General features: G+C 64.3%; 19 protein-coding genes. 16 read left to right on the top strand and 3 right to left on the bottom strand.

Going from position 1 to position 20564, the window contains the following annotated elements:
* Window positions 1-295 precede the first annotated feature (295 nt).
* The 10 genes from AC57B1_RS25610 (at window position 296) to AC57B1_RS25565 (ending at window position 9783) form a co-directional block, all read left to right on the top strand.
* Window positions 296-1654, top strand: a complete 1359-nt coding sequence (locus tag AC57B1_RS25610; protein WP_408353836.1) for an MFS transporter — start codon at window positions 296-298, stop codon at window positions 1652-1654.
* A gap of 72 nt (window positions 1655-1726) precedes the next feature.
* Window positions 1727-2929, top strand: coding sequence for an acyl-CoA dehydrogenase family protein (locus tag AC57B1_RS25605; protein WP_496419326.1), 1203 nt, complete (start codon window positions 1727-1729; stop codon window positions 2927-2929).
* Between the two features lie 23 nt (window positions 2930-2952).
* The gene (hpaC, locus tag AC57B1_RS25600) at window positions 2953-3504 is read left to right on the top strand and encodes a 4-hydroxyphenylacetate 3-monooxygenase, reductase component (RefSeq protein WP_408353838.1); all 552 of its coding nucleotides are present in this window, start codon (window positions 2953-2955) and stop codon (window positions 3502-3504) included.
* Window positions 3505-3506: 2 nt separating this feature from the next.
* Window positions 3507-4214 (top strand): EthD family reductase, encoded by a 708-nt coding sequence (locus tag AC57B1_RS25595; protein WP_408353840.1) that lies wholly within the window; start codon window positions 3507-3509, stop codon window positions 4212-4214.
* Window positions 4215-4243: 29 nt separating this feature from the next.
* Window positions 4244-5218, top strand: a complete 975-nt coding sequence (locus tag AC57B1_RS25590) for a LysR family transcriptional regulator (RefSeq protein WP_408353842.1) — start codon at window positions 4244-4246, stop codon at window positions 5216-5218.
* Window positions 5215-6114, top strand: coding sequence for a LysR family transcriptional regulator (locus AC57B1_RS25585; RefSeq protein ID WP_408353844.1), 900 nt, complete (start codon window positions 5215-5217; stop codon window positions 6112-6114). Before AC57B1_RS25590 ends, AC57B1_RS25585 begins: the two co-directional genes overlap by 4 nt.
* A gap of 124 nt (window positions 6115-6238) precedes the next feature.
* Complete coding sequence (locus AC57B1_RS25580; protein WP_496419070.1) at window positions 6239-7561, top strand: MFS transporter; 1323 nt, start codon at window positions 6239-6241, stop codon at window positions 7559-7561.
* A 97-nt stretch (window positions 7562-7658) separates the two neighbouring features.
* A complete protein-coding gene (locus AC57B1_RS25575) occupies window positions 7659-8708 on the top strand; it encodes an amidohydrolase family protein (protein WP_496419069.1) in 1050 nt (349 codons plus the stop codon).
* A complete protein-coding gene (locus tag AC57B1_RS25570) occupies window positions 8705-9373 on the top strand; it encodes an RraA family protein (protein ID WP_496419068.1) in 669 nt (222 codons plus the stop codon). The genes AC57B1_RS25575 and AC57B1_RS25570 overlap by 4 nt, the downstream gene beginning before the upstream one ends.
* A gap of 11 nt (window positions 9374-9384) precedes the next feature.
* Window positions 9385-9783, top strand: a complete 399-nt coding sequence (locus AC57B1_RS25565) for a hypothetical protein (RefSeq protein ID WP_496419067.1) — start codon at window positions 9385-9387, stop codon at window positions 9781-9783.
* Between the two features lie 27 nt (window positions 9784-9810).
* Here AC57B1_RS25565 and AC57B1_RS25560 read toward each other — a convergent pair whose 3' ends face one another.
* The 3 genes from AC57B1_RS25560 to gcvA all read right to left on the bottom strand — a co-directional run bounded on the left by AC57B1_RS25560 (window position 9811) and on the right by gcvA (window position 12401).
* Window positions 9811-10665: an AraC family transcriptional regulator gene (locus AC57B1_RS25560; RefSeq protein ID WP_091803181.1), complete on the bottom strand. Its 855-nt coding sequence runs from the start codon at window positions 10663-10665 to the stop codon at window positions 9811-9813.
* A 26-nt stretch (window positions 10666-10691) separates the two neighbouring features.
* Window positions 10692-11405, bottom strand: a complete 714-nt coding sequence (locus AC57B1_RS25555; protein ID WP_091808848.1) for an alanyl-tRNA editing protein — start codon at window positions 11403-11405, stop codon at window positions 10692-10694.
* A gap of 105 nt (window positions 11406-11510) precedes the next feature.
* Entirely contained in the window at window positions 11511-12401 is an 891-nt protein-coding gene (gene gcvA, locus AC57B1_RS25550; RefSeq protein WP_177205117.1) for a transcriptional regulator GcvA, read from the bottom strand.
* 131 nt (window positions 12402-12532) lie between these two features.
* Here gcvA and AC57B1_RS25545 point away from each other — a divergent pair, with 131 nt between their 5' ends.
* The 6 genes from AC57B1_RS25545 (at window position 12533) to tkt (ending at window position 20561) form a co-directional block, all read left to right on the top strand.
* Window positions 12533-13378 carry a transketolase gene (locus AC57B1_RS25545; RefSeq protein WP_091803187.1) on the top strand — a complete coding sequence of 282 codons (846 nt, stop codon included), beginning with the start codon at window positions 12533-12535 and terminating at the stop codon, window positions 13376-13378.
* Complete coding sequence (locus AC57B1_RS25540) at window positions 13375-14373, top strand: transketolase family protein (RefSeq protein WP_496419066.1); 999 nt, start codon at window positions 13375-13377, stop codon at window positions 14371-14373. The genes AC57B1_RS25545 and AC57B1_RS25540 overlap by 4 nt, the downstream gene beginning before the upstream one ends.
* Before the next feature lie 92 nt (window positions 14374-14465).
* Window positions 14466-15230, top strand: a complete 765-nt coding sequence (locus AC57B1_RS25535) for an SDR family NAD(P)-dependent oxidoreductase (protein ID WP_091803195.1) — start codon at window positions 14466-14468, stop codon at window positions 15228-15230.
* A gap of 156 nt (window positions 15231-15386) precedes the next feature.
* On the top strand, window positions 15387-16430 hold the full coding sequence (locus AC57B1_RS25530; RefSeq protein ID WP_091803200.1) for a TRAP transporter substrate-binding protein: 1044 nt from the start codon (window positions 15387-15389) through the stop codon (window positions 16428-16430).
* Between the two features lie 4 nt (window positions 16431-16434).
* A complete protein-coding gene (locus AC57B1_RS25525; RefSeq protein WP_496419065.1) occupies window positions 16435-18294 on the top strand; it encodes a TRAP transporter large permease in 1860 nt (619 codons plus the stop codon).
* Window positions 18295-18500: 206 nt separating this feature from the next.
* The gene (tkt, locus tag AC57B1_RS25520) at window positions 18501-20561 is read left to right on the top strand and encodes a transketolase (protein WP_496419064.1); all 2061 of its coding nucleotides are present in this window, start codon (window positions 18501-18503) and stop codon (window positions 20559-20561) included.
* The last annotated feature ends 3 nt before the right edge of the window (window positions 20562-20564 follow it).

Raw genomic sequence — 20564 nt, 5'->3', positions numbered from 1 at the left:
TCGCCGAATGTGAACACAGTGTAGAGCGATGGCCGCGCTTCGCCAAATCTCAGTTCCCCGAACAAACCGCCAGTCCGGTCTCGTTGGAACCCACACGCGCAAGTGCCTGCAACGGCCGCGCGTGCAATAGCGTAACCGTCATGCACACGATTCATGACGGCCATTTTTGGCCCGAATTTGACCGCGCTTTTTCACGGTCCTATCGTTCGACATGCCTGCCGGATTCGTCTCGCCGCTCCTGCCGATCAAAAAGGCGGGAGCGCGCGACCCTTCACCTCGTGACCCTCCCACTGCCATGAATTCTGACGCGACAGCTGTTCTGACACCCCTGCCCGCCATCCGGCCCACCAGCAAGGTTCGTCGCGCGGTGACGACCGCCGTGCTCGGTCAGGTTCTCGAATGGTACGACTTCTTCCTCTATGGCACCGCCGCCGCGCTCGTGTTCGGCAAGCTGTTCTTTCCGGTTGGCAGCGATCCGCTGACCGGCACGATCGCGGCATTCGGCGGCTTTACGGTGGGCTTTATCGCGCGGCCCATCGGAGGCGTGCTGTGCGGCCATATCGGCGACCGCTACGGCCGCAAGACGGTCATGATGCTGACGCTGCTCGTCATGGGCACGGCCACCGTCGGCATGGGGCTTCTGCCGACCTATCAGCAGATCGGCCTCGCGGCGCCCGTCATGCTGGTGCTGTTGCGCATTTTGCAAGGCCTCGCCGCAGGCGGCGAATGGAGCGGCAGCATTCTGCTGATTCACGAAAGCGCGCCCGCCTCCCGGCGCGGCGCGCTCGCGGCCTGGAGCCCGTGCGGCGCAGCGTTCGGCTTCGTGCTGTCCACCGCCGCGTTTCTGCTCGTGCAAACGCTCACGCCCGCCGACTTTCACAGTTGGGGCTGGCGCGTGCCGTTCCTCTGCAGCGCCGTGCTGGTCGCGCTCGGCCTGTGGATGCGCCGCTCCGTCGACGAAAGCGCGGAGTTCGCCGAAGTCAAGGCTACGCGCCGCGATGCCCGCATGCCGGTCGTCGAAGTGCTGCGCCAATGCCCGCGCCAGGTGTTGACCGTGTTCGGCCTGCGCTTCGGCGAAGGCGCGGCGTCGTACATCTTCTTCGCGTTCTCGATTGCGTATGGCCAGTTCATCGGCCTGAAATCGAGCTGGGTGTTAGGCGGCTTGACCGTGTCGATGTTGCTGATGATCCCCGTGTCGCTGTTGATGGGGCGTCTCACGGACCGGATCGGCCGCAAGCCGGTCTATCTCGCCGGCGCCGTGGCGATGGTGCTGGTCGCCTACCCGTATTTCACGCTGCTCGGCTCGGGCGTGCTGTGGAAAGTCATCACAGCGCTCGTACTCGCCAACAGCATCACGCTCGGCATTCTGGAAGGCGCACAGCCCGCGTTCATCAGCGAGTTGTTGCCGGTTCATCTGCGGTTTTCGGGGCTCGGTATCGGCCGCGAGATTTCGTCGGTACTCGGCGGCGGACTCTCGCCGATGGTCGCGACCGCGCTGCTCGCGCATTACCGCAGCGCCGCACCGGTGGCGATTTATCTGGTCGTGCTCGGATTGATCACGGTAGCCGCCACCTGCTTCGCACCGGAGACCTTTCCCAAAGCGCTGCGGCTCGAGGCGAAGGCCAAAGAGCATGCAGAGCGCGAAAGCGCTTGACGTCCCCGCCGACGCCAATTCGTCCGAACTCATTTACTCCATTTTCAAGCCGTCATCATGCAAAGCCTTCCGATGAGCAATGTTTCGACCTACGCTTACGAACCCAGGGCGCTCGATCATGCCGATCCGTATCCTGAGTACGCCGGCCCGATCACACTCGACGCGCTGATCAGCGAAATCGAGCGCCGCCGCGACGAGTTCGATCGACTCTCCCATGTCCCGCGCGACATGATCTCGAAGATGAAGCGCGCGGGCATCTTCCGCGCCAGCACGCCGCAACGCTTCGGCGGCGACGCGCTGCCGCCGGCGCAATTCCTGCGGATGCTCGAACGTATCGCGATCGCCGACGGCTCCGCTGCCTGGGTGGCCGCGTTCGGCTCGGCGAATACGTATCTCGCCGCGTTACCGATCGAAACACAGGAGCAGATTTACGTCACCGGCCCCGACCAGGTTTTCTCGGGCGGCCTCTATCCGCTGCAACCCGCTGCCCAGGCGCCGGGTGGCTTCGTGGTCAGCGGGCAGTGGCGCTTCGCGAGCGGCTGCAAGGGCGCCGACTGGATCGGCGTCGGCATCGGCGGCACGCCCGCCAACTCCGGCGCGGCGGCCGCAGGCAAGCCGTTCACCGCGGTGTTTCCCGCGCATGAGGTCGAGATCGTCGAGAACTGGAACGTGGTCGGCATGCAGGGAACCGGCAGCCACGATTTGCGGCTCCAGGATAAATTCGTTGAGACGCCATGGACCTTCGTGCGCGGCGGCGCGGCGCTGATCGACGAACCGCTGTACCGCTACCCCGCCGTCGCCTATCAGGCCCAGGTGCACGCTGCCGTCAACATCGGTCTCGCGCGGGCGGCGCTCGATCTGTTGACAGGCATGTCCGGCTCGACCAAAACCACCACCGGCGCGCCGCGCCTCGCCGACCGCGGCTATTACCGCTCCGGCCTCGCGAAAGCGGAGGCCAACTGGCGCAGCGCCCGCGCGTTCTTCTACGAATCCGCCGAGGCCGCATGGCGGACGATCATCAACGGCGATGCCGTCTCGCAGGAGCAGGCGAATCTGTTGCGCCTGAGCGCGACGCACGCCGCGCAGATCGGCGCCGAAGTGGTGATGCAGGCGTATCAGATGGCGGGCGTCGCCGCGATCTATCGCGAGAACCGCTTGCAGCGTCTCGTGCGGGATTCGATCGTGGTGACACAACATGCGTTTCTGGGCGAAGGCACGTATGACGCGTCTGGCGCGCTGTTCGCGGGCGTGCCGCCAGTCACGCCTTTTCCGTAACACGGCGCGCCCGGCCTCCTGCCATGCAAAAGGAAATGAACGTGACGATCGAAGACACCAGAAAGCGTTTCCGCGACGCGATGGCGTGCCTGCCGGCCGCCGTCAACATCATCACCACGGATGGACCCGGCGGCCGCTGTGGCATCACCGCAAGCGCGGTGTGCTCCGTGACGGACGCGCCGCCGACCATGCTCGTCTGTATCAATCAGGCCAGCTACGTGCATGACGTACTGCATCGCAACCGCAGCGTGTGCATCAATGTGCTTGCCGCGGAGTGCCAGGAACTCGCGCGTGATTTTGCCGGCATGACAGCATGCTCGATGGACGAGCGCTTCGGGCGTCACGCTTGGACCGTGGGCGAGTCGCCGGCACCGGTGCTGCAGGATGCGATTGCCAGTCTCGAAGGTGAGATCGTGGACATCAAGACGGTCGGCTCGCACTCGGTCATGTTCGCGCAGATCCGCCACATTGCGCTGCGCTCGGACGGCGACGGGCTGATTTATTTCGGCCGGCAGTTTCATCGCTTGAGCAGGCCGTCAGCAACCGCGCCGCATACCGCGCAAGCAACGAGGTGAACGTGGAAGTCTGCTTCTTTCTGATTGGCCACGGTGCGCCTGAGCGAGAAGCGCGCCCCCCCGAGCTGTCACGGCTCGAAGCGGCCTCGCGCGACACGGAGGGATTGCGCCGTTTCGCGATTCACGTGCCCGAGGAATCGGACGACTGCGATCCTTTGTCGACGACCGACACTTCCGCCCGCCCCCGCTGCGTGCTGCAATGGTATTTCGACGATCTCGAACCGCTTGAACACGCGCTACAAGCGGGGAGTGCGTTGCACGACGTGGTCGAAGGCGCTTCGACCACGGGTCTCACTTTTACGCAGCAGGCCATGGCGGTCAGGCAGTTCGCCACGCCGAATCCGGGTGACCCCAGCGCTCGCGCCGAGCGCTGCACATACCTCGTCAGCTATGAAGGCGAAGCGCAGGACTTCAACGCGTGGCTCTCGCATTACCTCGCGCATCATCCGCCACTCATGGCGCAATTGCCCGGCATTCGCGAACTCGAAATCTACACGCGTCTGGATTACGGTTCGGGCCTCGACGTGGCGCGCGCCACGTCCATGCAACGCAACAAGGTGGTTTTCGACGATGCCGCGTCGCTGGCCGCGGCCCTCGCGTCGCCGGTTCGGGCCAGCATGAAGCAGGACTTCAACGCTTTCCCGCCGTACAGCGGAGCGACGCTACATTTCCCTATGCGCAGCATTTACGGTAATCTGAAACCCAAATAAATACCCTCCCTCGCCGCGATCCGAACGTCATGAGCAAGTCGCAACCCGGCATTACGGACTTGAACCTGCTGCGCGTGTTTCTCGCCATCTCCGATCTGCGCAGCCTGACCGCCGCCGGGGAACGTCTCGGACTCACGCAGCCTGCCGTCAGCCACGCGTTGCGCCGGCTGCGCGTGCTGTTCGACGACCGGCTCTTCGTTCGCACGCCCACCGGCATGATTCCAACCGACGCCGCCTTGCGCCTGCACGCGCCGCTCACGCAGGCGTTCGGGATCATCAACGACGCGGTCCAGCAAATCGCCAAGTTCGATCCGGCCACGGCGCAGCGCGTCTTTCGCGTGTCGATGTCGGATATGTCGGAGTTCTATTTCCTGCCGCCGCTTCTGTCGATGCTCGATCGCAACGCGCGCGGCATTCGCCTGGAAATTGCGAACGTCTCCGTCGACTCGGTGAGCTCGGCCATGCGCAGCGGCAAGATCGATCTCGCGCTCGGTTACGTGCCCGGCCTCGACCCCGGTTGCATAAGCAGAACGCTCTTCGTCGACGAACATGTGTGCGTGGTGCGCGCCGGTCACCCGCTGCGCAAACAGAAGCCGACCAAGGAAGATCTCGCGAGCCTGCGCTATGTGTATGCCAGCACCAATGCGACCGGCCACCGGATGGTCGAACAATGGCTGGAAGAATTGAATTTGCGCCGCGATATCGTGCTGCGCCTGCCGCATTTCGTGGTGGCGCCGGAGATCGTCCAGCATACCGACCTCGCCGTGATTTTCCCGCGGAGTATCGCGCAGCGTTTCAACCGCAATAAAGGCTTTCGTATTCTGCCGTTGCCGTTCGCGCTGCCGCCCATTGAAATTCAGGTTCACTCGCACTTGCAATTTGCCGCGGACCCGGGCATTGCGTGGCTGCTCGATGAGATCTACGGCATGTTCCATCGCCCGGCGCTCAGCGCGCAAACGCCAGCCCTCGCACCGCGACAGGCGCGGAGAAAAGAACCGATATGAACGTCAGAGCCCTGCAGTGCTTCGTGATTCTCGCGGAGGAGCTCAACTTCAGCCGCGCCGCCGAACGTCTGCATATCGCGCAGCCCGCACTGAGCCAGCAGATCCGTTCGCTCGAAGAACGACTCGGCACGCAACTGGTAGATCGCGCGAGGCGTCCGCTGAGCTTGACCGAGGCGGGCCAGTATCTATGCAGCGAGGCGCGGCAAATACTCGGCACGCTGGAACAGATGACCCTTGTCGCGCAGGAAATAGGCGTAGGCCGGCGTGGCTGGCTGAGCATCGGCTTCACCCGCTCGTCGATGTACAGCGTTCTGCCGCCCGCGCTGAAAGCGTTTCACGAGGCGTTTCCGCAGGTCGAACTCAAACTCTTCGAGATGCTCACCGAAGAACAGGCCGATGCGCTGCGCGACATGCGTATTCACATCGGCATTGGTCGGCAGCCGCTCACGATTGAAGGTTGCACGTCGTATCCGCTGCTGCGCGAGCGCGTCATGGCCGCGCTCGAACCGGGGCATCCGCTTGCCGCGCACAAGAAAGTGCGCATTGCCGAACTCGCCGATACTCCGTTGATTCTGTACCCGAAGCATCAGAACGCTCAATTCAAACGCTCCGTGCAATCGCTCTACCGCGATGCGGGCATCACCCCGATCGTCGCGCACGAGGCTTATGAAATCCAGACTGCAATTGCACTGGTGGCCGCGGGTCTGGGCGTGACCTTTATCGGCGAATCGGTGGCGCGGCACGGGCGCACTGATGTGGTTTTCCGCCACCTCACCGGACCCGGCTCGTCGTATCGCTCCACACTCGCAGCCACTTTCCGCACCGACGACCCTTCGCCTCATCTGCGAGCGTTTCTGGGCTGCCTTCCCGCGCCGCTGCCGGGCCCAGCACTATAAGCAATCAGTTATAGAAGCATAAGCAAGCGGTCTTGGACTCCCTCCGCGCGGGTTCTTATCATTGGCTCACATATGATTAGAACGCAGCCACGGCTACGGCCGTCGCCGCAAGGTAGGAGACAGGATGGACGCGATCAACGAAGCCGTAACCATGCGAAAAGTCTACGGGCGCCTGATGCCCCTGCTCTTCGCGATGATGTTCTTCAACTATCTCGACCGGATCAATATCGGTTTCGCCGCGCTGGACATGAACAGGCAGCTCGGGTTCAGTCCGGCCGTGTTCGGGTTCGCGGGCAGCATCTTCTTCGTCGGCTACATGTTGCTGGAAGTGCCGAGCAACCTGTTGCTGCATCGCGTGGGCGCACGCCGCTGGATCGCGCGCATTCTCCTGACCTGGGGCGCGGTCGCCGCCGCCACGGCGTTCGTGTTCAACGATTCGAGCTTCTACGTGCTGCGCTTTCTGCTCGGCGTCATGGAAGCGGGTTTTCTGCCGGGCGTCGCCGTCTACCTGACGAAATGGTTTCCCGTGCGCTACCGCGCGCGTGCGGTGGGCGGCTATATCATCGCCGGTTCGTTTTCCGCGGTGCTGGGCGGTCCCATTTCCACCGCGTTGATGACCTACGCGAACGGCATTCTCGGTTTGCAGGGCTGGCAATGGATGTTCATCCTCGAAGGCGTGCCGGCCATGCTGCTCGGCCTGCTGACGCTGCGCGTCATGACCGAACGCCCCGCCGATGCCGACTGGCTGTCCGTCGACGAAAAGCGCTGGCTCGAATCGACGCTCGCCGCCGAGCGCGAAGCCGTGGGCGGTAACGCGCATTTCCCGCTGCTGCGCGTGGCGGGCGACATCCGCGTATGGAGTCTTGCTTGCCTGTTCGGTTGCGCGCTGGTTGGCATTTACGGCCTGTTTCTGTGGTTGCCGCAAATCGTGAAGAGCCTCGGCCACCTGACCAATCTCGAAGTCGGCTTTTTATCGGCCGCGCCGCCTTTGCTCGGTGTGCTGGGCACGTTCCTCATCAGCCGCAGTTCCGATCGCACCGGCGACCGCAAGAAGCACCTCGCATTCGTGTACGGCATGAGCGCGCTGGCCATTGCCGGCAGCGCCTATGCACCGAACCCCGTGATCGCCTATGGGCTGCTGTGCGTGACCGGTTTGTTCATCTATGCGGGCAACCCACTGTTCTGGAGCCTCGCATCGTCATTCAGGACCGGCGCCGCGGGCGCCGCGACGATCGCGCTGATCAACACGATTGCGCAATTCGGCGGCCTGGTCGGGCCGTGGAGCATCGGCCTCGTGCGCAGCGCAACCGGCAATTTCAAGCTGGCCTTGCTGACGATCGCGGCCTTTCTGGTTGTTGCGACGATCATCGCGCTGGTCATGCGGGTCTCACCGGCGGAAGACGAAGCAACTTCCCTCGCCGCCGGCGACCCCGCCCCGCGCGCCTGAGAAGCGGCACGGCCGGGCGGACCGGTTGAACAGACGGCGGATCGAATCTGCGCTCTGCGCATGCACGCGCAGCGACATCTCACAGGATTGGCACACCATGATCATCGATTGTCACGGTCATTACACGACCGCACCGAACCAGCACGAAGCCTGGCGCGCGCAGCAGATCGCCGCGCTCAAGGACGGCGGCACGCCGCCGCCACGGCCATCGATCACCGATGACGAGATTCGCGCGAGCATCGAAACCGGCCAGCTGCGGATCCAGCGCGAGCGCGGAACGGACCTCACGATCTTCTCGCCCCGCGCCGCCGGCATGGGCCATCACCTCGCCACCGCCGAAGCCAACGCGCTCTGGTCAAGCGAATGCAACGACCTTGTGCATCGCGTGTGCGAACTGTTTCCGCGCAACTTCGTCGGCGTGTGCCAATTGCCGCAGGCGCCGGGCGTGCCGCCCGCCAACTGCATCGCCGAATTGCGGCGCTCTGTCGAAGAGCTCGGCTTTATCGGCTGCAATCTGAATCCGGATCCGTCCGGCGGCCACTGGTCCGGTCTACCGCTCACGGACCGCTCCTGGTATCCGCTCTACGAGGCGATGGTGGAACTCGACGTGCCGGCGATGATCCACGTCTCGTCGTCGTGCAATCCGAACTTCCATGCAACGGGCGCGCATTACATCAACGGCGACACATCGGCGTTCATGCAATTGCTGCAGGGCGATCTGTTCGCCGACTTTCCCTCGCTGCGCTTCATCATCCCGCACGGCGGCGGCGCCGTGCCGTATCACTGGGGACGCTATCGCGGACTCGCGCAGGACATGAAGCGTCCGCTGCTAAGCGAATACCTGCTGAACAACGTGTTCTTCGACACCTGCGTCTATCACCAGCCCGGCACCGAACTGCTCGCCAAGGTCATTCCGGTCGGCAACATCCTGTTCGCGTCGGAAACCATCGGCGCGGTACAGGGTATCGATCCGGAAACCGGCCACTATTACGACGACACCCGCCGCTATATCGACGCCATCGACTGGCTCAGCGACGCCGACCGCCAGCGTATCTACGAAGACAACGCGCGCGCCGTGTATGCGCGGCTCTCGCGTCAATTCGATCGACAACTCGCTACACCAGCAACTCAAGGGGCAACGGTATGAATCCAATCGGATGGCGCGAATACGAGTCCGCGCTGCAGGCGAGGCCGGCCACGCTAGACGCATTGCGTGAACTGGCCGTGTCGCTGCTGAGCGACAACATGGCGCGCGCGAGCGGCATGGTGGGCTTGCGGCCCTATCACCAACCGAGACCCATGGCAGGCACCGCCGTCACGGTCCACACCCGGCCAGGGGACAATCTCGCGATTCATCGCGCGTTCGACTTTTGCCGCCCCGGCGACGTGCTCGTGATCGACGGCGCGGGCGATCTCACGCAGGCGCTGATGGGCGAGATCATGGCCAGCTTCGCGGAAAGTCTCGGCGTTCAGGGTCTCGTGATCGACGGCGCGATCCGTGACGTCGGCGCGCTGCGCCAGCGCGATTTTCCGGTGTACGCGCGCGGCGTCACGCATCGTGGGCCGTACAAGAACGGACCGGGCGAAATCAACGTGCCTGTCACGGTCGGTGGCATGGTCGTGCATCCCGGGGATATCATTGTCGGCGACGAAGATGGCTTGCTCGCCATCGCGCCCGCCGACGTGGAAGCGGTGATCGAAGGCGCGCGTGGCCAGCATGCGAAAGAAACAGCGGCGCTGAAGTCGATTGCCGACGGCAGATTCGACCGCTCGTGGGTCGTTCCGCACCGGGAACGAATGATGAACAACTGATTGTGGGCCACATGGCGCAATATCTGAACACGGCAACACTCCTCGACCTCGCGCGCAATGCGCAAACGCGCGCTACCGCGCCCTGCTCGTGCACGAAAACCCCGCTCGACGGCTGGCAATCTCAACCTTTGTCGCTCGATGAAACGCAGTTCGAGGAAATCGGCACGCTGTTGCCGGAGGACGATCCGGAGCCGACGTTCAGTGAGTATCTGCCGGGCAAAACCAGTTACTGGGCGGCGGACGCGCCTATCGCGCCGAAATACTTTCCGTATAACCGGTGCGCCGTGTGGCAATGCTCGTTGTGCGGGAGGCTTTATCTGCGTTACGTGGAAGGCGGAGGGTACTTCGTCGACCGCAGGATTCGTGCGGTGCGGGCGGCGCTGATCGAGGATGTGCCTCTGCCCGCATGATGGTGGCGGCGAAACGCGAGCCGCGGCTCAATGCCCCGGCTTCAACGCCGCATACGCGCCAGGCGTGATGCCATACGCGCGCTTGAACAACCGGTTCAGATGGCTCTGATCGTAAAAGCCCACCGCTACCGCGGCCGTCGCCGCATTGTGGCCGGCAGCGAGCATCCGCTTCGCAGCCAGCAACCTCACCTGGGTCGCGTAGGCGTGCGGCGGCAAGCCAAATTCCTTGCAGAAAGCGCGTGTGAGGTAAAAACGGCTCAGCCCGACCAGTTCCGCCAGTTCGTCGACTGAGATATCACGCTCGTAATTGGCCGCGACGTACTCGCGCACCTGCTCCATCTTGCGCGCTTCGCGCCGGGGCTCGACCGGCTCCTCACCGGAGCGCCCATAGCGTCCGACCAGCATGCCCATCGCGGCCCACCAGTTCGCCTGACGCTCCATCAGCGAGACAGCGCCCTGTTCATCCATGCTCGCGTGCGCCTTGACCAGCAAACCCGCGAGGTGCGGATCCTGATAGAGTCCCGGCGGAATCAGCAGCGGCTTGTCGGCGCGCGCATCGGGTGAGAACACCGCGCTCAGCGCGCCAAGCCCTTCCATGTCGAGATAGATCGCGCGATAAATCCATTCGCGGCCCTCCCATACCTCACCGCTATGATATTCGCCCGGCCCGAACACCAGCACGCTGCCGGGTCCGGCAATCTCGCTGCCCGCGCGCGTATGGCATTGGCCCGCGCCGGCTTCCGTCATAACGATGACGAGTTCGTCGTGCAGATGGCGGTCGAACTTGTGGTTGCCATAACGTGCGCTCGCGAGACACGCGCCGTCGAGCGCGCCGTCTCGCCAGCAGACCACTTCCGGCTCGCTCTTATCCGATGTCTCCATAGCACACGCTCCCTTCTGAACACCCATCAAACCAGCTCGATTCTGACACGGCGATTGCGACGGCCTTTGTTTTCGATCTTCGCGATGCGAATGGGCCGCGACTGCGCGGTGTTGGTCAGATGCGTGCCGCCGCACGCCTGCCGGTCCAGATCGCCGATCTCGACGATACGCACGTTACCGTCCGGCGTCGGCGGCGGCGCCACCGAGAGGCTGCGGATCAGGCCTTGCGTTGCCTTCGCTTCGTCGGCGCTGACATAGTAGACGCGCACGTCCATCGCATTGCGGATCACTTCGTTGGCGGGCTCTTCCAGCAGACGCAGGGCGTCGTTATCCGCGTCGGGCAGATCGAAGTCCATGCGCGCGGTGCCGTCCGCGTTGATCTGCGCACCGGTCACGAGCGCGCCGGCAAAACGTTGATACACCAGCGCATTGAGAATATGCGTAGCGGTATGGAGTTGCGCGACCGTGGCGCGGCGCGCCGCGTCGATGGCCACGTGCACGTTGCCGGCCAGTTCCAGCGGTTCGTCGAGCAGATGCCACAGCATATCGCCTTCCGCCGCGACGCCTGTGATGCGCACGGCGCCGTGCGCATGCGTGAGCATGGCCGCGTCTGAGACCTGCCCGCCGCCGCCCGGATGCAGAGCGGATCGGCCCAGCACGACAGCGCCGGGCCGCGCCGCGATCACGGTCGTTTCGAAGTCCAGCAGGTCCGGCTGCTCATGGCAAAGATAGTGCGCCACCTTGTTGTCCTCGCATGCATTGACTGAATATGGCAAGCATACCCAGTCCCGTGCGAGGCCGTCTTGGTTAAAAATGCCCTGGAAGGCGGCCATGCAAGGAGCGCCTTACCTCTCCAATTCGGCAAACAGCCAATCCTGAAAGCTGCGTAGCTTCGGCAAATCCGCACGCGACTTCAGCAGATTCAGCGTATAGCCGCTTACGCTGAGGCCGTCCGCGCCGAATGGCGCGACGAGGCGCCCGGTCTCCAGTTCGCGCTGCGCGAGCAGCAGGCTCTCCAGACACACGCCCAAGCCATCCACCGCGGCGCTCAACGCCATGAACGAGCGGTCGAAGCGCGGCCCGCGTCCAATATCGATCCGTGTCTTTCGATGCAAACGCATCCAGTCCCGCCAGCCGACCAGACAGCCTTCGCTATGGATCAGCGAGTGGTGCTGAAAGTCCTCGATGCTGCGCAGCGGATGGTCGCCGCTCATGAGCGCCGGCGCGCATAGCGGCACGATCGTCTCCGGCGGCAATTCCAGTACCAACGTGCCGGCCGGTTGCAGCTTGCGCGGACCATAGCGGATGTCGATATCGACCGCTTCCGAAATCAGATCCGCCGCTTCGGACGACGCGTTCAAACGCACGTCGATATCCGGATGCGCCGCGCTGAAACGCGCGATTCGCGGCATCAGCCACTGGGTCGCAAAACTCGGCGTGCAATGAATCGTGAGGATGTCGCTCTTGGCCACGCGGCCGATCTCGCGCGTCGCCGCGTCGATACGCGCGAACGCCGAGGTGATTTCCTCTGCGTATTGCCGCCCCGAGTCCGTCAACAGCACCGTGCGATGCAGCCGATGAAACAGACGAATGCTCAATTGCTCTTCGAGCAGCTTGATTTGATGGCTGATCGCCGAAGGCGTCACGAACAGTTCTTCTGCTGCGAGCGCGAACGACGAAAGCCGCGCGGCCGCTTCGAACGCTTGTATCGACTTGAGTGTGACGCGATTGTGCATGGCAGCATCCACGTGAATTCAATTCATCCATCGGCCATCTTAATTCGTTTGAGCGCTGGTGGGCGGACGGTTACGCTTGTCATCACTGGCTGCGGCATCGATGCAGCCCACGCAAACAAGGAGACGAGACAATGAACCTGAGAGAAGCCGCGCCCTTTCCCGAGCTCGCGGAGCACGCCTACCAGATCCGCCGCAACGCGCTGCGCATGGGCGAAGTGCAAGGGCAAGGCTATATCGGCCAGGCGCTCGACATCGCCGACGTGCTGGCCGTCGCCTACTTCCGCGCCATGCGATATCGCGCCGACGATCCCGACTGGGAAGGCCGCGACCGCTTCCTGCTCTCCAACGGCCATTACGCGATTGCCCTGTACGCGGCGCTGATCGAAGCCGGCATCATCGCCGACGAAGAACTGGAGACCTACGGCAGCGACGACAGCCGCCTGCCCATGTCCGGCATGGCGAGTTACACACCCGGCATGGAGATGTCCGGCGGCTCGCTCGGCCAGGGCTTGACGATTGCGGTCGGCCGCTGCCTGGGTCTGAAGCGCAAGGGTTCGGACGCCACCGTCTACACGCTGTTCTCGGACGGCGAACTCGACGAAGGCGCGGTATGGGAAGGGCTGATGTCCGCTGCGCACTGGAAGCTCGACAACCTGATCGCGATGGTCGATGTCAACAACCAGCAGGCCGACGGACCGTCTTCAGCGGTCATGGCGTTCGAACCGTTGGTCGAGAAACTGCAGGCGTTCGGCTGGTTCGTGCAGCGCGTGGACGGCAACGATCTCGCGGCGGTGGTCGCCGCGTTCGATGCGGCTCGCGCGCATTCTGAAGCGCAACCGCGCATCATCGTCTGCGATACGCGTATGGGGTACGGCGTGCCGTTTCTCGAAGCACGCGAGAAAAACCACTTTATCCGCGTCGACGCGCACGAGTGGCAACTCGCGCTGCAGGCGCTCGAAGCCGGGAGAACCGTATGAGCGCCGCCGCACCGAAACCACGCCTGAAAACCTCGGCGATGATCGCCTCGATCGCCGGTGAAGGCCAGATCACCCGCTCCGCACCATTCGGCCACGCGCTGGTGGAACTCGCGCGCAACCGCCCCGAAGTGGTCGGCATGACCGCCGACCTCGGCAAATACACCGACCTCCATCTGTTCGCGAAGGAATACCCCGAGCGTTTCTATCAGATGGGCATGGCCGAGCAACTGCTGATGGGCGCAGCCGCCGGCATGGCGCACGAAGGCGCGCAGCCATTTGTCACCACGTATGCGGTGTTCGCCGCGCGCCGCGCTTACGACTTCATCCACCAGGCGATCGCCGAGGACAACCTCGACGTCAAGATGGTGTGCGCGCTGCCCGGCCTCACGACCGGCTACGGTCCGAGCCACCAGGCGGCCGAAGACCTCGCTCTCTTTCGCGCGATGCCGAACCTCACGGTGATCGACCCGTGCGACGCGCTCGAAATCGAACAGATGGTGCCGGCGATCGCCGACCATCGCGGCCCGGTGTACGCACGGCTGTTGCGCGGCAACGTGCCGGTCGTGCTCGACGAATACGATTACCAGTTCCAACTCGGCAAAGCGAAGCTGCTGCGCGACGGCGCCGAAGTGCTGATCATCTCGTCCGGGATCATGACGATGCGCGCACTCGAAACGGCCAAGGCGCTCGCCGCCGATCGCATCGACGTGGGCGTGCTGCACGTGCCGACCATCAAGCCGCTCGACACGGTCACGCTGCTGCGCGAAGCGCGCCGGCCGGGGCGCCTCGTGATCGTGGCGGAGAACCATACGGTGATCGGCGGACTCGGCGAGGCGGTGGCCACCGTGCTGCTGACCAACGGTGTCACGCCGGCCTTCCGCCAGATCGGCCTGCCCGACGCCTTTCTCGATGCCGGCGCGCTGCCGACGCTACACGATCGCTACGGTATTTCGACCGAGGCGATGTGCGACACGATCAAGGGCTGGCTGCGCTAGGCGTCCGTCGATTTGATCGGCACAAGCAAGCGTATTAACCGATAGCAAAGAAAGCAGCAAACCATAAGCATCACATTCAGGAGATCCGCATCATGTCAGAGTCACGTCTTCTCGACGGCAAGGTCGCCGTCATTTCGGGCGGCGCGTCGCCGCGCGGCATCGGCATGGCGACCGCCCGCAAATTCGCCGCTCACGGCGCGCGCATCGCCATTTTCGATCTGGACGAAAAGGCCGCAATCGAAGCCGCCGCTTCGATCGGGCCGGAGCATCGCGGCTATGCGTGCAACGTCACCGATCGCGGCGCGTGCCAGGCCGCCGTCGAGCGCACCGTCGCCGATTTCGGTTCGATCGATATCCTGATCAATAACGCCGGTATCACCCAGGCGGCCAAGCTGCTCGACATCGACCCGGAGAGCTGGGATCGCATTCTCGACGTCAATCTGCGCGGCGTGCTGTATCTGTCGCAAGCGGTCGTGCCGCAAATGAAGAAACAGAAGAGCGGCTCGATCGGCTGCATGTCGTCGGTGTCGGCGCAGCGCGGCGGCGGCATTCTCGGCGGCCCGCATTACTCGGCGGCCAAAGCCGGAGTGCTCGGTCTCGCGAAAGCGATGGCGCGCGAACTCGGCAACGACGGCATCCGCGTGAACTGCGTGACTCCGGGCCTGATCCAGACCGACATCAACGCCGGCAAGATCAGCGACGACAAGCGCGTCGAGATTCTCGCGGGCATTCCGTTGAATCGCCTCGGCGTACCCGACGACGTGGCCGGCGCATTCCTGTTCCTCGCGTCGGACCTGTCGTCGTATATCACCGGCGCGGTGATCGATGTGAACGGCGGGATGCTCATTCACGGCTGATCCGTCCCGGCAGGACGGGCCGTCTGGCGGGAGGCCGGCGGCGGCGATGGAAACCTGGCAGTAGACAGCAAACGGGCGCGGCGCGCGACACGTGCAGCCGCCGCGCTCGAGATTCCAGCATAACCATAACGACACGCCATATTGGAGGAAGACACCATGACTACCCGTTCGAACGCCCCGCAGGGCATCAGCCGCCGCACCTTTCTGAAAGCCGGCGCCACCTTGTCCGCAGCCGTGCCTTTGTGGAGCGTCTCGCGGCGCGCCATGGCCGCGCCCGAGTTTTCGTACAAGCTCGCCACCGGCCAGGATCCGACTCATCCGGTGAATATCCGCGCCCAGGAGGCGATCAATCACATTCGCGAAGCGACCAACGGCCGCCTCGATATCAAGCTGTTTCCGCAGAACCAGCTCGGCTCCGACACCGACCTGCTTTCTCAAGTGCGCAATGGCGGCGTGGAGTTCTTCAACCAGGCGTCGTCGATTCTCGCGACCCTCACGCCGGCTGCGGGCATCGTCAACACCGGTTTCGCGTTCAAGGACTATGACGCGGTGTGGAAAGCGATGGACGGCGATCTCGGCAATTACATTCGCGCGCAGATCGCCAAGTCCGGCATCGTGTCGGTCAGCAAGGTGTGGGACAACGGCTTCCGGCAGATCAGTTCGTCCACGCGTGCGCTGCGTGCGCCCGCCGATCTGAAGGGCTTCAAGATCCGCGTGCCGCAGGCGCCGATGCTGACGTCGCTCTTCAAGGCACTCGATGCGGGCCCGGCGCCGATCAACTTCAACGAACTGTATTCGGCCCTGCAAACCGGCGTGGTGGAAGGCCAGGAGAATCCACTGCCGATCATCGCCACGGCCAAGCTCTATGAGGTGCAGAAGTACATCAGCCTCACGTCGCATGTGTGGGACGGTTACTGGATTCTCGGCAACCGCGCCGCGTGGGAACGGCTGCCGGCGGATATCCGCACCATCGTCACGCGCGAATTCGAAAAAGCCGCGATGCTGCAACGCGCGGACATCGCGAAGCTGAGCAGTTCGCTGCGCGACGATCTGAAAACCAAGGGCATTACTTTCATCGACGTGGATCGCGAGTCATTCCGCGGCGCGCTGGCCAAGACGAGCTTCTACCACGACTGGAAGAGCAAATACGGCGACGAAGCCTGGAGCCTGCTGGAGAAGTCGGTCGGAAAACTGGGGTGATGCGATGATCTCGATCTCTTATTCGCACGAGCGGCAGCACCGCTTCGCCTGTGCGCTCGATTCCGCGCTCGGGCACCTGGTGGAGATACCCGCTGCCCTGCTGGTGCTCGCGGAAATCGCCGTGCTGCTCGCCGGGGTGACGAGCCGCTATCTGCTGCACTCGCCGCTCGTGTGGTCCGACGAACTCGCCTCGATGCTGTTCCTCTGGCTCGCCATGCTCGGCGCCGTGATCGCCTTGCGGCGCGGCGAGCATATGCGGATGACGGCGCTGGTCGGCATGGCGCCGCCGGGCGTGCGCGCATTTCTCGACGTGGTGGCGATCGCCGCGCCGATCGCGTTTCTCGCGATGGTGATCGGCCCGGCGATCAGCTTCGCGCAGGACGAGTCGTTCATCACCACACCCGCGCTCGAACTGTCGAACTCGTGGCGCGCCGCCGCGTTGCCGGTCGGCTCGGCGCTGATGCTGCTGGTCGCGGTGGTGCGGCTCGCGCGGCTCGGCAACTGGCGTCTCGTGCTGGGCGCGCTCGCGACGGTCGGCGCGCTGGTCGGCGTCTTCATCGCGCTCGGGCCAGTGTTGCGCGACCTCGGCAATGTGAACCTGCTGATCTTCTTCGTCGGCCTCGTGGCGCTCGGCGTGCTGAGCGGCGTGCCGATCGCGTTCTCGTTCGGGCTCGCCACCTTCGGCTATCTCGCGCTGACCACGAACACGCCGATGCCGGTCGTCGTGGGCCGGATGGACGAAGGCATGTCGCATCTGATCCTGCTCTCCGTGCCGCTCTTCGTGTTCCTCGGCCAGTTGATCGAAATGACCGGCATGGCCGCGGCGATGATCGCGTTTCTCGCCAGCCTGTTGGGTCACGTGCGCGGCGGTCTCTCTTACGTGCTGGTCGGCGCCATGTATCTGGTGTCCGGCATCTCGGGATCGAAAGCCGCCGATATGGCGGCTGTCGCGCCGGTGCTGTTTCCGGAGATGAAAGCGCGCGGCGCGAAACCGGGCGATCTGGTCGCTCTGCTCGCCGCGACCGGTGCGCAGACCGAAACGATTCCGCCGAGCCTCGTGTTGATCACGCTCGGCTCGGTGACCGGCGTGTCGATCTCGGCGCTCTTCACGGGCGGCATGCTGCCGGGCATCGTGCTGGCGATTACGCTGTGCATCGTCGTGCAGTGGCGTTATCGGCGCGAGGATATGTCGAACGTCAAACGTGCAACGCGCGGCGAGATTCTGCGCAAACTGGTGATCGCGTTTCCGGCGCTCGCGCTGCCGTTCGTGATTCGCGCGGCGGTGGTCGAAGGCATCGCGACGGCGACCGAAGTTTCCACCATCGGCATTGCTTATGCGGTGTTGGCCGGCTTGCTGATCTATCGCCGTTTCGAGTGGCAGCGGCTCAAGCCCATGCTAATCGATACCGCCACGCTGTCCGGCGCGATCCTGCTGATCATCGGCTCGGCCACCGCCATGGCGTGGGCGTTGACGCAATCCGGCTTCTCGGGCCAACTCGCGCAGACCCTCGGCGCATTGCCGGGCGGCGCGGCGATGTTCATGGCGGCCTCGATCTGCGTGTTCGTGATTCTCGGCAGCGTGCTCGAAGGCATTCCGGCCATCGTGCTGTTCGGCCCGCTGATGTTCCCGATCGCGCGCGCCATGCATATCCACGACGTGCATTACGCGATGGTCGTGATTCTCTCGATGGGCGTGGGCCTGTTCGCGCCGCCGTTCGGCGTCGGCTACTACTCAGCTTGCGCGGTGAGCCGCATCCATCCCGACGAAGGTATGAAACCGATTCTCGGTTACATCGCCGCGTTGATGGTCGGCCTGATCATTGTGGCCGCCGTGCCGTGGATTTCGACGGGGTTCCTGCATTGAGCCGTTGATCCCCTGAAGCGCGAGGCATGCGCCGCGCTGCCTCGCGCGATGTTCTTCAGCACGCTTTTTTCGCCTGCTTCTTCGGGCCGCTTATTTGGGCCGCTTATTTGGGCTGCCTGATCAGCCCGCTCATTTGGGTCGCTTCGTCCAAGTTATCTATTGCCGCCCGCTGCACGTAACGCAGCGGCGTAGAGGAGACTTTTGCCATGTCCACCACCGAAGCCACGTCTGCCGCACCGAACACTGCGCTTCCATCACTCACGCAGCTGTCGCGCGCCGCTCCTGCTGCCGCTCAGCCCGCGCCCTTGCCGTTGGCCGACGCGATCCGCTTCCTTTCCATCGACGCGATTCTGCGCGCCAGCGAAGGCCATCAGGGCGTGCCGCTCGGCATGGCCGAAATCGCGACCGCGCTCTTCACCCGCCACCTGAAATTCAATCCCGCCGATCCGACCTGGCCCGATCGCGACCGCTTCGTGCTGTCCAACGGCCACGGCTCGCTGCTGCTCTACGCGCTGCTGTATCTCACCGGCTATGACGCCATCGGACTCGAGCAGATCAAGACCTTCCGCGAACTCGGCTCGCATTGCGCGGGCCACCCCGAGTACGAACCGGCCCACGGTATCGAGGCCACCACCGGCCCGCTCGGCCAGGGCATTGCCAACGCGTTCGGCATGGCCATCGCCGAAGCGTATCTCGCGGCGAAATTCGGCAGCGAGCTCGTCGACCATTACACGTATGCATTCGTCGGCGACGGCTGTCTGCAGGAGGGCATCGGCCAGGAAATGATTTCGCTCGCCGGGCATCTGCAACTGGGCAAGCTGATTCTCTGCTGGGACGACAACCAGATCACCGACGACGGCAGCACTTCCCTCTCCATCAGCGAGGACGTCTGCGCGCGCTTTCGCGTGGGCGGCTGGCAGGTCATCGAAGTCGACGGGCACGATCTCGAAGCCGTGTCGGCAGCGCTGACGATCGCCCGCTCGGACCCGCGACCTTCCATGATCGCGTGCAAAACCGTGATCGGCCGCGGCATTGCGCGTTTGCAAGGACAGCGTGGCGGCCACAGCGGCAAGCTGTTCCAGACAGACGCGGACGCGGCGCGCGACACCCTTGGCTGGCCGCACGCGCCGTTCGAGATACCCGCGGAGATCCTCGCAGCATGGCGAGCGGCAGGACGGCGTAGCGACCCGCAGTATTACGCATGGCACGATCGTCTCGCCGCGCTGCCCGCCGCAGAGCAGGACGAGTTCGAACGGGTCCTGTCGGGCCACCTGCCGCAAGGCTGGCGCGACGTGCTCGACGACTACCGCAAACGCGCCGTGGAGCGCGGAGAACCGCAACCCGGCATCACCGTCTCGGGCGAAATCAGCGATCTGCTCGCGCCGCTGTTGCCGGAACGCATGGTCGGCTGTGCCGATCTCGAAGCGCCCACGGGCCACAAGCGTCAGTTGCATGCGTTTACCGCCGAGGACCATAGCGGCGCCTACGTTCACTGCGGCGTGCGCGAACACGTGATGGGCGCGATGGCCAACGGCATGGCGGCGCACGGCGGCGTGATCGCGACGAGCGTCACCTATCTCGCGTTCTCGGACTATCAGCGGCCGGCCATGCGCATGGCGGCGCTGATGGGCCTGCCGGTGCACTTCGTGTTCAGCCATGATTCGATTGGCGTCGGCAAAAATGGGCCGACGCATCAGCCCGTCGAAATTCTCGCCTCGCTGCGCGCAATGCCGAACATGCGCGTGTTGCGTCCCGCCGATGCCGTCGAGGCCGCCGAGTGCTGGGCGCTCGCACTCGAACATCGGCGCGGGCCGAGCACACTGGTGTTCGCGCGCCAGGCGCTGCCGCTGGTGCGCACGGCACATAGCGCCGCGCCGTTGTCGCAACGCGGCGCTTACGTGCTGGCCGAGGCCGAAGGCGGAGCGCGCGCCGTGACGCTGCTCGCAACCGGCTCCGAAGTCGCGTTGGCCTTGCAGGCGCGCGGCCAATTGCAGGACGAAGGCATCGCGACGGCCGTGGTGTCCATGCCGTGCTGGGAGATTTTCGACGAGCAGGACGACGCCTATCGTGCCGCCGTGCTCGGTCCGGGCACCGTGCGGATCGGCGTGGAAGCGGCATTGCGTTTCGGCTGGGACCGTTATCTCGGCGAACGTGGCGGCTTTGTCGGCATGACGGGCTTCGGCGCGTCCGCCTCGGCCGAGACGCTGTACGAGCATTTCGGCATCACCGCGCAGCACATTGTCGCTGAAGCGAAGCGACATCTGTAAATC

The organism is Paraburkholderia sp. BGA-UO-ETr-F21, from assembly GCF_059567925.1.
This window is presented reverse-complemented; position numbering and strand designations above follow the sequence as displayed.